Annotated in this window: 16 protein-coding genes; 9 read left to right on the top strand and 7 right to left on the bottom strand. The window is 59.2% G+C overall.

All coding sequences use genetic code 11. The features are described 5' to 3' along the window. Nucleotide 1: 1 nt before the first annotated feature. Together ABEH28_RS11635 and ABEH28_RS11640 are read left to right on the top strand one after the other, a co-directional pair. Entirely contained in the window at nt 2–994 is a 993-nt protein-coding gene (locus ABEH28_RS11635) for a fimbrial protein (protein ID WP_346625606.1), read from the top strand. Nucleotides 995–1,104: 110 nt separating this feature from the next. After that, complete coding sequence (locus ABEH28_RS11640; protein WP_346625605.1) at nt 1,105–1,347, top strand: hypothetical protein; 243 nt, start codon at nt 1,105–1,107, stop codon at nt 1,345–1,347. Between the two features lie 52 nt (nt 1,348–1,399). Here ABEH28_RS11640 and ABEH28_RS11645 read toward each other — a convergent pair whose 3' ends face one another. The 4 genes from ABEH28_RS11645 to ABEH28_RS11660 are packed head-to-tail and all read right to left on the bottom strand — an operon-like array spanning nt 1,400 to nt 4,139. Continuing rightward, nucleotides 1,400–2,362, bottom strand: a complete 963-nt coding sequence (locus ABEH28_RS11645; RefSeq protein ID WP_346629996.1) for a GlxA family transcriptional regulator — start codon at nt 2,360–2,362, stop codon at nt 1,400–1,402. 1 nt (nt 2,363) lies between these two features. Next, a complete protein-coding gene (locus tag ABEH28_RS11650) occupies nt 2,364–2,690 on the bottom strand; it encodes a hypothetical protein (RefSeq protein WP_163023052.1) in 327 nt (108 codons plus the stop codon). Between the two features lie 49 nt (nt 2,691–2,739). Beyond that, entirely contained in the window at nt 2,740–3,201 is a 462-nt protein-coding gene (locus ABEH28_RS11655) for a GNAT family N-acetyltransferase (RefSeq protein WP_346630226.1), read from the bottom strand. 41 nt (nt 3,202–3,242) lie between these two features. Next, complete coding sequence (locus ABEH28_RS11660) at nt 3,243–4,139, bottom strand: chemotaxis protein (RefSeq protein ID WP_192170719.1); 897 nt, start codon at nt 4,137–4,139, stop codon at nt 3,243–3,245. A gap of 288 nt (nt 4,140–4,427) precedes the next feature. Between ABEH28_RS11660 and hmpA the strand changes: the two genes are divergently transcribed. The 7 genes from hmpA (at nt 4,428) to cyoE (ending at nt 11,765) form a co-directional block, all read left to right on the top strand. Next, nucleotides 4,428–5,609, top strand: a complete 1,182-nt coding sequence (gene hmpA / locus ABEH28_RS11665; protein ID WP_346629997.1) for an NO-inducible flavohemoprotein — start codon at nt 4,428–4,430, stop codon at nt 5,607–5,609. 334 nt (nt 5,610–5,943) lie between these two features. Beyond that, entirely contained in the window at nt 5,944–6,453 is a 510-nt protein-coding gene (locus tag ABEH28_RS11670; protein ID WP_192170721.1) for a disulfide bond formation protein B, read from the top strand. Nucleotides 6,454–6,922: 469 nt separating this feature from the next. After that, nucleotides 6,923–7,858, top strand: a complete 936-nt coding sequence (cyoA, locus tag ABEH28_RS11675; protein WP_192170722.1) for a ubiquinol oxidase subunit II — start codon at nt 6,923–6,925, stop codon at nt 7,856–7,858. 3 nt (nt 7,859–7,861) lie between these two features. Continuing rightward, complete coding sequence (gene cyoB / locus ABEH28_RS11680) at nt 7,862–9,880, top strand: cytochrome o ubiquinol oxidase subunit I (RefSeq protein ID WP_192170723.1); 2,019 nt, start codon at nt 7,862–7,864, stop codon at nt 9,878–9,880. Nucleotides 9,881–9,883: 3 nt separating this feature from the next. Further along, nucleotides 9,884–10,516, top strand: a complete 633-nt coding sequence (locus ABEH28_RS11685) for a cytochrome o ubiquinol oxidase subunit III (RefSeq protein ID WP_074886388.1) — start codon at nt 9,884–9,886, stop codon at nt 10,514–10,516. Further along, the gene (gene cyoD, locus ABEH28_RS11690) at nt 10,517–10,864 is read left to right on the top strand and encodes a cytochrome o ubiquinol oxidase subunit IV (RefSeq protein WP_346629998.1); all 348 of its coding nucleotides are present in this window, start codon (nt 10,517–10,519) and stop codon (nt 10,862–10,864) included. It abuts the gene before it with no gap. Between the two features lie 10 nt (nt 10,865–10,874). Continuing rightward, nucleotides 10,875–11,765: a heme o synthase gene (gene cyoE, locus ABEH28_RS11695; protein ID WP_346629999.1), complete on the top strand. Its 891-nt coding sequence runs from the start codon at nt 10,875–10,877 to the stop codon at nt 11,763–11,765. An 80-nt stretch (nt 11,766–11,845) separates the two neighbouring features. Here the strand turns inward: cyoE and ABEH28_RS11700 are convergent, their stop codons facing one another. The 3 genes from ABEH28_RS11700 to ABEH28_RS11710 all read right to left on the bottom strand — a co-directional run bounded on the left by ABEH28_RS11700 (nt 11,846) and on the right by ABEH28_RS11710 (nt 14,358). Next, complete coding sequence (locus ABEH28_RS11700; RefSeq protein ID WP_346630000.1) at nt 11,846–12,832, bottom strand: ATPase; 987 nt, start codon at nt 12,830–12,832, stop codon at nt 11,846–11,848. A 49-nt stretch (nt 12,833–12,881) separates the two neighbouring features. Continuing rightward, nucleotides 12,882–13,667 carry a transporter substrate-binding domain-containing protein gene (locus ABEH28_RS11705; RefSeq protein ID WP_346630001.1) on the bottom strand — a complete coding sequence of 262 codons (786 nt, stop codon included), beginning with the start codon at nt 13,665–13,667 and terminating at the stop codon, nt 12,882–12,884. 67 nt (nt 13,668–13,734) lie between these two features. Next, a complete protein-coding gene (locus tag ABEH28_RS11710; RefSeq protein ID WP_346630002.1) occupies nt 13,735–14,358 on the bottom strand; it encodes a DedA family protein in 624 nt (207 codons plus the stop codon). Between the last annotated feature and the right edge of the window lie 109 nt (nt 14,359–14,467).

Below are 14,467 nucleotides of genomic sequence, written 5' to 3' on the forward strand. Positions count from 1 at the left end.
CATGAAAAGATCCATCATCCGCGGGTGGCTGACGCTGCCGATCACGTTGCTGATGACGCTATTGATGCCCGGTCTCGCCATGGCGCTGACCTGCAAGACCCAGGGCGCAGGCGAGTCGGTGGTTCGTGCGGACCTGAGCAGCACCGTCGCCATTCCTGCGAACCTGCCTGATGGCAGCGCGGTCTGGCGCTCGGAGCGACTGAACCTTGCGGTTGAGTGTGCCAGGGACGAACCGGGTGGCCCTGAAGAAGTGTTCTTGTATCTGAACCCGGACAACCTGCAGATCGGACAGGGGATTCGCGCCGGACTCACGTTGATGGGCATTGATTTCGTGCAGACCAGCGGGCGAGTTCCCACGCAACAGCAAGCGCCGGCCTGCACGGAGGCAGGTTCGGCCTGTCCGAGCGTCACGTTCAACCTGCCGTTTTCGGTGTTCATCCAGAAATACGGCCCGACCCCGCCCTCCGGCGTCGCGAGTGATTTGCACGACTATCGCATGTTCCAGCTCGATGGCGGCAGCGGGCAAAATCCCGGGCCTGACGCCACGCTCAGCTACGTCATCAACAACCTTGAGGGCCTGCGGTTCGTCGCCTGTGACGCTGAATTGCGGGTCATGCCCGAGACCGTGGATTTCGGTGACGTGGCCATCCGCAACGTGCGAGTAGGGGAGCCGGCCACCTTTCAGCGCTTCGCGCTGGCTACCAGCCGCACCTGCGAATCGCCGTTCAGCCTCAATGCGCGCATCACACCGGTGTCCGGGATACTCAAGGGTGATGTACTGGTGCCGGTCGACAATGACAGCATCGGCATTCGGATTACCCGTGCCCGCGATGACTCGACCGTGCCGTTCCACGAGCCCTTTCACCTGACCGATCTGCTGGAGGGTGATTACTCCGAGACGGCTGACTTCAACGCCCAGTTGCTGTGGCAAGCCAGTACGCCGACCGCGGGGCCGTTTTCAGCGGAAGTCATGGTGGATCTGTTCTACAAATAGGCGCGCGCAGTCGGTCTGTTCGCAGCAGCGATCCGCCAGCGATTCAGGTATGCTGCGCGGCCCTCGGGCGCCGCCCGTATTCCTCGACTGTCTGCCATTCCGGAGCTTTCATGACCACCCCCGAACAAACGCCCGCTCCTGATGCTCGTGAATCGCACGCTTCGGTCGACGCCGACGCTGCCCCGGCGGATACAAAACCTGCGATTCCGGCGTTCAGCTTCCCGTTCAAGCCGGGCGAGCTGTTGCAGGCGAAGAAGGATCAGCAGCACTACAAAGGCTCGGGTAAATCGAACCACGACAAGCGTCCGGGCGTTGCGCCATCAGGCACCCGCCGGTCGATGGGCAAGCGCTGATTACACCGTCGCAGGCGAGGACGCTGCCGGGGGAATCACCCGCCCGCCATGCTCACACTTCTTTGCGAAAGCTGTCCCGATACTGAGTCGGCGTCACCCCCAGATGCTGACTGAAGATCAGCCGCATGCGCGCGGCGCTGCCAAATCCGCAGTGATACGCCACCGCCTTGATCGCCATCTCGCTGCCTTCCAGCAAATGGCGAGCGGCGTCGATGCGCGCACGCTGCACGAACTCCGCTGGTGTGACCTTGGCGTCGCGGGCAAATACCCGGGCGAACGTGCGGGGGCTCATCGCCACCACGTCGGCCAGTCGCTCCACTGAAAACGGCTCGCCGATGTGCTCCATCACATAGCGCTGCACCTTGGCCACGGGCGAGTCGTCATCTGCCGACGCCGTGAGGTACGGGCTGAATTGCGACTGCCCGCCCTGACGCTGGGCCACCACCAGCAGACGTTTGGCCACCGCCAGGGATATCGCCGGGCCGTGATCCTCCGCCACCAACGCCAGCGCCATGTCGATGCCCGCCGTGACCCCGGCTGATGTCATCAGCGCACCGTCGCGAACATAGATGCGATCGGGCTCGACCCTCGCGTGGGGGAACTGATCGGCGAGCTGCTCAGCGTGGCTCCAATGGGTAGCGGCCTGCTTGCCATCCAGCAAACCGGCGTGGCCGAGGATGAACGCCCCTGTGCAGATCGAGCCGTAGCGTTGCGCCTGGGGCACGGCTTCCAGCAGCCAGTGGGTGATGGCGGGCATTTCCGCGCCGTCTGGCAATGACGGACCGCCGGGAATCAGAAGGATGTCGAACTGCTTCGGCGCGTCCGCCAGGGAATACTGCGCACCCAGTGGCATGCCGTTGGACGCAATGATCGGGTAGGGCGCCGCGCCGAGGGTGATGATCTCGTAGCCATCACCGTCGGGCAGGAAACGGTTGGCTTCGGCGAAGACGTCGAGCGGGCCGGCCACGTCCAGGGCCTGCACGTTGGGAAACAGCACAATCGCGACGCGCTTCATCCTACTTCTTTGGCAATGTGGTGACGTTATCCCACTCGGTAATCAGGGCTTTCTTGTTCTTGCGGTCGTAGAGGCACAGCTCGGTGCCGGTCTTGTTCTTCATGAACGCCTGTTTGTACTGACCTTTGATCAACAGTGCGTTGAAGCCGACGCTGTCATCGAAGGCCGCATCGGCGCCGGCCGGCTTGGCGTTTTTCAGGGAACTGGCGCTGACACAACTGTCGACCAGGGTTTTGTTGAAGGCGGTCCAGGCGTCCGGGCTGGAGGCATTGGCCTGGCCGGCAGCGGCAGCGGTGAGAACGAGCAACAGCGCGGTGTGCATCTTCACGGGTACGCATCTCCATGGCGTGAGCGGGTGAACGAGGCTCGGCGCAGATTCAGCGCGGTTCCAGTTCGTGGCGCTGAATATATTGCATACCGGCGCTCTCATACAGCCGGCGTGCGCCAAGATTACTTTCCATCACCTTGAGATCGACGTGGCCTTCGCCGCGCTGGCGGAAAGCTTTGAACACCTGATTGAGCAGCGTTAGACCCAGCCCTTGACGGTGCGCGCGGGGGTTGACCACCAGATTGCGGATGAAGGCGCTGGTCCAGCATTGCGCAACGGCCACCACACCTTCAGCGTCCTCAAGAACGAAACACAGCGCCGGATCAAACTCGGGATCAGTCTCGAAGGCATCGAGCCAAGTGGCATAGTCTGCAACACGACCGCCGCCGTGCTCGCGACCCAGCACCAGCAACTGGTGAACGGCCGGGGCGTTCTGCCCGGTGAAATCAACCTGACGCACGGCGGCGGGCCAGCCCGGATCATGGAGTGCCGGGCCGAGGTCGCGGCGCATCAACCAGTAATGCGCGGTGGAGGCATCGCCTGCGGCCGGTCTCAGATTCCCTGAGCTTCGACCGTGCGGGCGGCTTCGATCAAGCATCGTGTCAGCTCGGGCGAGGAGAACTTGGTCAGAACAGCGTTGGCGCCGGCAGCATCGGCTTTTTCGGCATTCATCGCGCTGTCCAGCGAAGTGTGCAGCAGCACGTACAGTTCCTGAAAGTCCGGCGTCTCCCGAAGCGTGCGGGTGAGCGCGTAGCCGTCCATCTCCGACATCTCGATGTCGGACACCACCACGTTGATCTGCTGTGCGGTGCCTTGCAAATCGAGTAACTGATCAATGGCTTCCCGCGCACTGCGGGCGGTGTGGCATTCGATGCCCAGATTGCGCAGGGTGATCACCGATTGTTGCAGCGCCACCTGACTGTCATCGACCACCAGGATGCGCGCCTTCGCCAGCACTTTGGCGTCATCGGCGCTGAGCTCGGCGCGTTCGGCGACGATCCGTGCGGGCGCGATGCCGTGAATGACCTTCTCGATGTCCAGCACCTGAACCAGCGTCCCGTCCACCTGCGTCACGCCGGTGATGAACGACTTGTTGCCGGAGCCAAAGGGCGGCGGACGAATGTCGGTGGTCAGGCAGTGAACGATCTTGCTGACGGCCTGCACGTGCAGCCCCTGCTTCGACCGGCTGACATCGGTGACGATCAGGCAGCCGCCATCGGGGTCCACCAACGGGCGCTCGCCAATGGCACGACTCAGGTCAATCACCGACAGCGGGTTGCCACGCAAGGTCGCGACCCCTTTGACGTGTGGGTGGGATTCCGGCAAACGCGTAAGGGGAGGGCAGGGGATGATTTCACTGACCTTGAGCAGGTTGATCGCCATCAGCTTTCCGCTGCGTAACGTGAACAGCAGAAGCGAGAGTGAATCTGCGCGGACGTTCTTGGACATATAAACCTTCTGTGATGCGTTGCCTGGCCGCGTGGGTTCGGCCAACAGCTTTCGATGACGGTTTATCGACCTGATGAAGTCAGGCTTTAGCCCTTTCGATTTTACCCAGCCGGCTGGCCTGTCAGTATTGCAGTCAATTTGACCGTAGCCTGGTCATTTTGACGCGCGATTCGACGAGGTCATATTGACTGTGCCGTGGCCAGGCCTTTGATTTCAGGCCTTGGGGTCGCTGGCACGATTCCTGAACTACCGAGGTAACGCTTACTCATCAGCTCTCGGGAGTTATTTATGTTGTCCGTATCGGATCGTGCCATCGTCAAGTCAACAGTGCCACTGCTGGAAAGCGGCGGAGAGGCGCTGATTACCCATTTCTACCAAATGCTCCTCGATCGATACCCGCAAGTGCGTCCACTGTTCAACAAGGCGCATCAGGCCAGTGGTGAACAGCCTCGCGCCCTGGCGAACGGGGTGTTGATGTACGCGAGGCACATCGATCAGCTTGATCAACTGGGCGATCTGGTCGCCAAGATCATCAACAAACACGTGGCGCTGCAGATCCTTCCCGAGCACTACCCGCTCGTTGGCGAGTGCCTGCTTGAGTCTATTCGCGAAGTGCTGGGGAAGGAAGTCGCCACTGGCGAGGTCATCACTGCGTGGGGCAACGCCTACGGGCAACTGGCCGACATTTTGATCGGCGCGGAAAAAGCCATCTACGACGAGAAAGCCCAGGCAGCAGGTGGCTGGCGTGGTGAGCGTGAATTCAAAGTGGTCGCCAAAACGCCGGAGAGCGCGGAAATCACCTCGTTCTACTTTGCACCGGCAGATGACCAGCCGATCCTGCAATTCACCGCCGGCCAGTACATCGGCATGCAACTGCACGTGAACGGCGAAGAGATCCGCCGCAATTACTCGTTATCGGCCCTGGCCGGGAACAATCAGTACCGCATCAGCGTGAAACGCGAGCCTGATGGAGTCGCCTCCAATTATCTGCACGATCAGCTGCAGGTCGGCGACAGCATCAATCTGTACCCGCCCTCCGGAGAATTCACCCTGACCGACAGCGACAAACCGCTGGTGCTCATCAGCGGTGGCGTCGGCATCACGCCAACCCTGACCATGCTGGAGGCGGCGTTGCCGACTCAGCGGCCGATTTACTTCATCCACTGCGCGCGCAACGGCTCGGTCCATGCGTTTCGCGACTGGATCGAAAGCCTGGTGAGCAAGCATCCTCAGCTCAAACGTTTCTATTGCTACGCCGAAGATGACGGCGTCAGCCCGGCGGCCAATGCGACGGGTCTGCTCGATCAGGCGCGCCTGGAGCAATGGCTGCCGGAGAATCGCGACGTCGATGCGTACTTCCTGGGGCCTAAAGGCTTCATGGCGGCGATCAAGCGTCAACTGAAAGCGGCCGGCGTGCCCGATGCACAGGCGCGGTATGAATTCTTCGGTCCTGCGTCAGCATTGGAATAATCGCTGCGACAATTAGACGCATCCTACATATATAGAATGATTTCGGGTCGCGACCCATCGCTGCGACAAAAAGCCGCACGCTTCTATATATAGGCACGAAACAGGAGAGCTCACACTAGCGTTTGAATTGGAATGTTAACGCTCGGCTAATGCAGCCGTGTTCACCATTGCGCGGGTTACGGCGGTGGACCGGGAGGCGGTCACGTTCGGTCGCGAATGGCACTGCGTGAACGGGGTGTCGTGACGGTGATAGAATCGCCGCCTTTGCGGGGCGTCCGGGCCGCAACGCTCCACATCCGTCGATCCGGATGACTCCAATTCAAAGGGCATGTGAATGACTGAAGAGATGTTGTACCTGCGGCGTGAAAAGCAGTTTCTGGTGTTGCTGGGCATCATCTGCCTGGCACTGATCGGCGGCGCCTTGTACATGCAGGTGGTGCTGGGCGAAGCGCCTTGCCCGCTGTGCATCCTGCAGCGGTATGCGCTGTTGTTCATCGCGGTGTTCGCGTTCATCGGCGCGGCAATGCCAGGCCGTCTGAGCCTGACCATCTGCGAAGCGCTGGTGGTGTTGAGCGCCGTGGGCGGGCTGGTTACCGCCGGGCGTCACGTCTACATCCAGACCCACCCGACCGAGAGCTGCGGCATCGATGTGCTGCAGCCGATTGTCGACGGTCTGCCCCTGGCGTCTCTATTTCCGCTAGGCTTTCAGGTAGGTGGTTTCTGCGAGACGCCATATCCGCCAGTTCTCGGTTTGTCTTTGGCGCAATGGGCGTTAGTGGCGTTTGTACTGACTGTTGTGCTGGTTCCTGCGGGAATTATTCGTAACCGGATGAAAGCACGCTGATTACAAAGTGTTGCGTAACAAAGCCCCGGAAATCCTTCAACAGAACCGGGGCTTTGCTCAGTTTCAGGGTGCGGCATAACACCGCATTTTTACCGAACCTGAAATTAACTGTTGCGCAGAAACTTATAGTCAATAAAACTTTACGTATCTACAATCGCCCCCAATTCACGCCCCCCCTCATTTGCGGGACGGTGTAAATCGAGGTTATGGAGCGTCTTTTCGCTCTAGTAGACGCGGTTCGAATGGCCTCCCGAGTCACGTTCTGAATGTCTGCGCCAAGGGATAGGGTCCGCATTAGCGGGTGCCACCATTCGAATAAGAAACCAAAGCTCAACCCGGATTTGTTGTGAGGCCCCATGCTTCCTGACAGGCCCCTTTTCAATCCAAGCATTTGCCAGCACCTGGCAGGGTGAAGTGTTGGCGGTCGAAACCCAACTGCGATGCGAAAGCTGCTTTTAGAGGTCGTGAGATGAGTAAAAAAAGGTACCCCAGGTTTTTTGGCTTCTTGGCCCTTTTCAGCATGCTCCTGCTCAGCGGGTGCGATTACACCCTGCTGGATCCCAAAGGCCATGTGGGCGTTCAAGAGCGTGACCTGATCATCACTGCTACCTTGCTGATGCTACTGGTGGTGGTGCCGGTCATTTTCATGACCATCATCTTCGCCTGGAAGTATCGCGCTACCAACAAGAGCGCGACGTACACGCCTGACTGGGCGCATTCGACACGGATTGAGCTGGTGGTCTGGCTGGTTCCATTGGCCATCATCATCGTGCTCGGCTATGTGACCTACAAGTCGACCCACGCGCTGGACCCTTACCGTCCGCTCGAGTCAGACGTCAAGCCGCTGACTATTGAAGTGGTCGCACTGGACTGGAAATGGCTGTTCATCTATCCGGAACAGGGCATCGCCACCGTCAACAAGATCGTGTTCCCGGCCAACACGCCGATCAATTTCCGCATCACTTCCGATTCGGTCATGAACTCGTTCTTCATCCCTGCACTGGGCGGCCAGATCTACGCGATGGCCGGCATGCAGACCAAGCTGCACCTGATCGCCAATGAAAACGGCGAGTTCGATGGTATCTCCGCCAACTACAGCGGCGCAGGTTTCACCGGCATGAAATTCAAGGCGACTGCCACCTCACAGGCTGATTTCGACGCTTGGGTTGCTGACGTCAAGAATTCACCTAAAACACTGGCAACGGCCGAATACGCCGCGCTGGCCAAGCCTAGCGAACGTAACCCCGTTGAACTCTACTCCTCGGTCACTCCGAACCTGTTCCAGATCATCATCGACAAGTATGAAGGTATGAAGCCGGGCAAGATTGTCCATGAGAAGAAAGAAGTAGCAGGTACGGAAGGGATGGACATGGGTAAGCATTCAGCTGCGCAGGCAGAGGAGTAAACGATGTTTGGTAAATTAAGTCTGGACGCGATTCCGTTCCACGAGCCGATAGTCATGATCACGGTCGCCATGATCGCGATCGGTGGTGCGGCATTGCTGGGTCTGATCACGTACTTCAAGAAGTGGACTTACCTCTACACCGAGTGGCTGACGTCTGTCGACCACAAGAAAATCGGTGTCATGTACATCATCATTGCAATGGTCATGCTGCTGCGCGGCTTTGCCGACGCCGTACTGATGCGTTCGCAATTGGCCATGGCCACTGAAGGCTCACCCGGCTACCTGCCGCCTGAGCACTATGACCAGATCTTCACCGCTCACGGTGTGATCATGATCATCTTCATGGCGATGCCGTTCTTCACCGGCCTGATGAACATCGTCGTGCCTCTGCAGATTGGCGCTCGCGACGTTGCCTTCCCGTTCTTGAACTCCTTGAGCCTCTATCTGCTGATCTCCGGCGTGATTCTGGTCAACGTGTCTCTGGGCGTCGGCGAGTTCGCACGTACCGGTTGGGTGGCCTATCCACCGCTGTCGGAACTGGGCTATAGCCCGGGTGTGGGTGTGGATTACTACATCTGGGCACTGCAGCTGTCAGGACTGGGGACAACGTTAACCGGGGTCAACTTCCTGGTTACCGTGCTGAAGATGCGTACCCCTGGCATGAAACTGATGGACATGCCGATCTTCACCTGGACCTGCACCTGGGCCAACGTCCTGATCGTGGCTTCGTTCCCGATCCTGACCGGTACCCTGGCGTTCCTGACCCTCGACCGTTATCTGGACTTCCACATCTTCACGAACGAGTTGGGTGGTAACCCGATGATGTACGTGAACCTGTTCTGGGCGTGGGGTCACCCCGAGGTTTACATCCTGATTCTGCCGGCGTTCGGGGTCTTCTCCGAAGTCATCTCGACGTTCACCGGCAAGCGTCTGTTCGGCCACCATTCGATGATCTACGCCTCCGGCGCGATCTCGATCCTGGGCTTCATGGTCTGGCTGCACCACTTCTTCACCATGGGTTCGGGTGCAAGCGTCAACGCCTTCTTCGGTCTGGCGACGATGCTGATTTCCATCCCGACGGGTGTGAAGCTGTTCAACTGGCTGTTCACGATCTACCAGGGACGTCTGCGCTTCACCGCGCCAGTCTTGTGGACCCTGGGCTTCATGGTCACCTTCTCCATCGGTGGTATGACCGGCGTACTGCTGGCTATCCCGGGTGCTGACTTCGTTCTGCACAACAGCCTGTTCGTGATCGCGCACTTCCATAACGTGATCATCGGTGGTGCTGTGTTCGGTTACATCGCCGGCTTCGCGTTCTGGTTCCCTAAAGCGTTCGGCTTCAAGCTGAACGAGAAGTGGGGCAAGGCAGCGTTCTGGTTCTGGATATCGGGTTTCTACGTCGCCTTCATGCCGCTGTACGCACTGGGCTTCATGGGCATGACCCGTCGTCTGAACACCACTGACAACCCGGACTGGACGCCATACCTGCACGTCGCGTTCGTCGGTGCGTTGCTGATCGCTGTCGGTATCGCCTGTCAGCTGATCCAGATCTTCGTGAGTATCCGTGACCGCGAGCAGAACCGCGATCTGACCGGTGACCCATGGAATGGCCACACCCTGGAATGGTCCACCTCGTCGCCACCGCCTTTCTACAACTTTGCAGAAATGCCGAAAGCCAACGAGATCGACCCGTGGTATGCCGCCAAGCGTGATGGCGAGGCCTACAAGGTTCCGGCCAAGTACTCCGACATCCACATGCCGAACAACACGGCAACGGGCATGGTGATGGGCCTCCTGCTGACCGTCTTCGGTTTCGCGATGATCTGGCACATCTTCTGGCTGGCGGGCGTCAGCCTGATTGGCACGATCGTTTACTTCGTGATTCACGCGGCACGTGACGATCAGGGCTACATGGTTCCTGCATCCGAAGTGGCACGCATCGAAGGCGAGCAACACGCGATCCTGGCTCGTGTTCGCAATGGTCAGACAAACACTCCTGTCAACAAGCTGGAGCAGGCATAAACAATGTCGAACTTAGTATTTGATGGTGCGAAGGGTCACGACCACGGTCATGACCACGAGCACGACCATGGTCACCATGACGCCGGCGAGATGAAGATCTACGGTTTCTGGATCTACCTGATGACCGACTGCATTCTGTTTGCGTCGATCTTTGCCATTTACGCGGTACTGGTTAACAACGTAGCGGGTGGCCCTGCGGGCCACGACATCTTCGAACTGCCTTACGTGCTCGGCGAAACCGCCTGCCTGTTGCTCAGCTCGATCACCTACGGCTTCGCTATGCTGGCGATGCACAAGGGCAACAAGTCGGGCGTTCTGGGTTGGTTGTTCGTGACCTTCCTGTTCGGCCTGGGCTTCATCGGCATGGAGATCAACGAGTTCCACCTGCTGATCTCCGAAGGTTACGGCCCTAACCGCAGTGGTTTCCTGTCGGCGTTCTTCACGCTGGTCGGCACCCACGGTCTGCACGTGACCAGCGGCCTGATCTGGATGGCGATCATGATGTATCAGGTCTCCAAGCACGGTCTGACCGGGACCAACCAGACTCGCCTGAGCATGCTCAGCCTGTTCTGGCACTTCCTGGACGTTGTCTGGATCTGCGTGTTCACCGTTGTCTATCTGATGGGGACCATTTAAATGGCGAATTCACATCACTCCCATGACGCCGCCAGCCATGAACCTACCGCCCACGGCAGCTTCAAGTCGTACATGGTCGGTTTCGTACTGTCGATCATCCTGACCGCGGTTCCTTTCGGTCTGGTGATGTTCCCGACGATCTCGAAAGTGGCCACGCTGTGGGTCGTTCTGATCTTCGCAGTCGTGCAGGTTCTGGTTCACCTGGTGTACTTCCTGCACCTTGACCGCTCGGCGGCACAGCGCAACAACGTCATCGCGTTTGCCTTCGCTGGCCTTGTGATCGTGCTGCTAGTTGGTTTGAGCACCTGGATCATGTTCAGCATTCACACCGCCATGATGGCGAAGTGAGGAAAACCTGATGTCACTGAAGCACTTTATCCAAATCACCAAACCGGGGATCATTTTCGGTAACGTGCTTTCGGTGGCAGGTGGCTTTTTTCTGGCTTCCAAGGGGCATGTCGATATCGGCTTGTTCCTGGCAGCCGTGATCGGGACTTCACTGGTAGTGGCTTCTGGCTGCGTGTTCAACAACTGCATCGATCGCGATATCGATGTGAAGATGGAGCGCACCAAGAGTCGGGTGCTGGTGCAAGGGTTGGTGTCGGTGAAACTGGCACTGATCTACGCCACTGTACTGGGTGTTGTCGGCGTCGGCCTGCTGTACACCAAGGCCAACGCACTGGCGGCACTGTTCGCCGTAATCGGCTTCGTGATCTACGTCGGCTTTTACAGCCTGTACCTGAAGCGCAGGTCGGTTCATGGCACGTTGGTGGGCAGCCTGTCGGGCGCGATGCCTCCGGTCATTGGTTACGTCGCGGTCAGCAACACTTTCGACCTCGCGGCGCTGACCTTGCTGGTGATGTTCAGCCTTTGGCAGATGCCTCACTCGTACGCTATCGCGATTTTCCGCTTCAACGACTATCGGGCTGCTTCGATTCCGGTCCTGCCGGTCAAGCGCGGTATCCGGGTCGCCAAGCGGCACATCCTGATCTACATCCTGGCTTTCCTTTTAGCGACCTTGATGCTGACCTTCGGCGGTTACGCCGGGCTCAATTATCTGGCCGTCGCAGCGGCGATGGGCATGTACTGGTTGTACATGGCCTGGACCGGCTACAAAGCCAAAGACGACACTGTTTGGGCACGCAAGCTGTTCGTGTTCTCCATCTTCACGATCACAGCCTTGAGCGTGGCGATGTCGCTGGATTTTCAGGTAACTAAGGAACTGTTGGTGACATACGCAGCGCCTTAGTCGCCTGAATGAAACGCAAAAAAACCCGGTTGCTCGCGAGAGAAACCGGGTTTTTTTTCGAACTGAATAAAGTCTTTGGCTTAGCGGGTTGACCCTTTGGCAGAGGCCTCCTCGGGGTCCTTTGCCGGCCCGAGCACTATGGCCAGATGGCGCAAGTCTTCGATCTGCACGCTGACGCTTTTCCCTGAAGGGCTGGCGACCAGTGTGCCCAGGGCAAAGACCGTGAAGAAACGCACCTCATCGGCGTGACTCAGCAGCTCACTGAGGTAGCGGCTGGAGCGGTAGGCCTGCATCTGCGCGGGGGATACGTACAAGGTCACCAGCTTGCCTTGCAGGCGATCGAAGAATTTGAATTTGAAGCCCGTCCCGTAGCGCTCGACCAGTCCGCCGCCATACAGCACCCGACGCTCGTCATTCAGCTGAGCAAACTTGATATGGCGGAAATAGGCGCGCAAGGACACCTCGCCCTGACCCGGAACGCGAAGGGTCAACAGCGCGAGTTCTTCCTTGGTCAACGAGGCCTGGGCCTGACGGAAGCTGTCGACCAGCCGCTCCAGATCGCTGGTTCGGTTCTGCTTGTCCTGTCTGGCCTTGAGCGCGTCGGCGGGAGTCGTGGCGTCTTCGGGCTTCTCAGGCGGTTCGGCGTCAGGCTTGTCTGTCGGCGATGCCGGCTTAGCGCGCTCCTTCGGGGTGGGATCAAAGACGTCAATGTAATCATCCAGCTTGCGCTTGACCTTGCGCAGCTCGCTATCGGCCCCGGTTTCGGCTTCCGGCCCAGCCAGCGTTTCGACGGATTCATCCACCCATTCGCAATCGGCGTGATGTTCGTATTTCGGGTTGGCCCGGTAGTGCGCGGCGACGAAGGTCGGATGCTCCTGAGGCTTCACGTCATAGCGAACCCCAGTGATTTTGACACCCAGAGCGCGGCACGACTCGGACGAACACAGAAAGCTGAAGCGCGCACGGGGTAGCTCTTGAGAAAAATACTCGCGTCGCGCCGCCACGATGGACAGCTCTTGCTGCAGCTCGACGCAGAACGCGCGGGTAATGGTTCTGTTGGTTTTCATGGATACGGCGGGGCCCTGTGCCGAAGTCTTCCGGATGTGCTGCGCACTGTCATTCCGTTGGCATCGCCAGCCATTCGCCGACCACTTTCTTGTAAGCCCCGGTGGCTTTGGAGAGGTGCAGCCACTGATCGACATAGGCCTTCCAGGCCACGTCATCCCGGGGCAGCAGATAGGCCTTTTCGCCGTACTGCATGTAGTGGGACGGATTGACCGTGCACAAGCCGGGCATGCGTTTCTGCTGATACAGCGCTTCGGACGCGTCGGTGATCATCACGTCGGCTTGTTTGTCGAGCAGCTGTTGGAAAATGGTTTTGTTGTCGTGGAAGGCCAGGCTGGCATTGGGCAGATAAGCGTGGGCGAAGGCTTCGTTGGTGCCGCCTTGTGGTTCGATCAATCGAACGCCGGGCTGATTGATCTGCTCGAGGGTCTGGTACTTCGACTCGTCTTCGCAGCGCACCAACGGCACTTTGCCGTCGATGTCCAGCGTGCTGCTGAACGCCGCCTTCTTCTGCCGCTCCAGAGTGACCGAGATGCCACCGACGGCGATGTCGCATTTGCCGGCCGTGAAGTCGGGCATCAGGGTTTTCCACGTGGTCGGGACCCACTCGATCTTCACGCCCAGGCTCTGCGCCAGAGACTGGGCCAGCTCGATGTCGATGCCTTCGTACTCGCCGTCGGGCTTGAGAAACGTGTACGGCTTGTAATCGCCGGTCGTGCAAACGGCCAGTTGGCCCTTCTGCATGACGGTGTCCAAATGGGACGGCGCCTCAGCGGCCTGAGCCTGGATGCTGCTGACCATGCCCAACAGCAAACCGGCAGTGATGCGTGTGTTCATCGAGTCGATCCCTCTGCTTCAAATGCCTGTCTGCCGTTATAGAGGCGGTCAGCGCAGATGGGAAGCGTTATCCCGCAGAGGAGGGCGGGACGTCCTTTGCCCGCTTGGCCGCCTGTCTGGCAGGCCGTGTTTTTGCGCGACGATGCCGATACAGCGCGACGGCCGCGCCCACCACGACCACGCCCAGGAAGATCGGCAGCCGATAAGGCTTCAAGTTGCCGAACATGGTCTCGAGAAAGCCCCCCGCCCAGTAGCCGGCCGCGAGAAAGAGGCTTGCCCAGACTGCGGCGCCAAGCAGGTTGATGATTGCAAAACGAACGGGCGACAAGCGACTTGCGCCGATAACCAGAGGCCCGATCAGACGCATGCCGTAGAGAAAGCGCACCGAGAAAATGGACGCCGTGGGGTAGCGCTTGATCAGGTCGGACACGCGGTCGATGGTCGCTTGCTGGCGGTGCAGGCGCGGCAGCAGGCGTGGCCCGAAGTAGCGCCCGGTCCAGAACAGAATCTGATCGCCGAGCATCCCGCCCAACGTGGCGTAGATGAGCACTTGCTGCCATTGCAGGACGTGCTGGTGCGCCGCCAGCCCGCCGAGGATCAGGATGGTCTCCCCTTCCAGCAGGCAGCCGATGAAGATGGCCCAGTACCCGTAGTTTGAAAGCAGATAGTTGAAGTCGATGTGTTCGAACATGGAAGGCCGGTGATTTTCGGTGAATGGGTGGCTGCTTAAGCATCTGGCAGCGTGCGCGCCTCGGGGGCGCATCGCACGGCGTTCGACCGAAGGCGGTCGTCATCGGTTC

Origin of the sequence: Pseudomonas sp. Ps21-P2, assembly GCF_039672565.1 — a bacterium.
Classification (GTDB): domain Bacteria; phylum Pseudomonadota; class Gammaproteobacteria; order Pseudomonadales; family Pseudomonadaceae; genus Aquipseudomonas.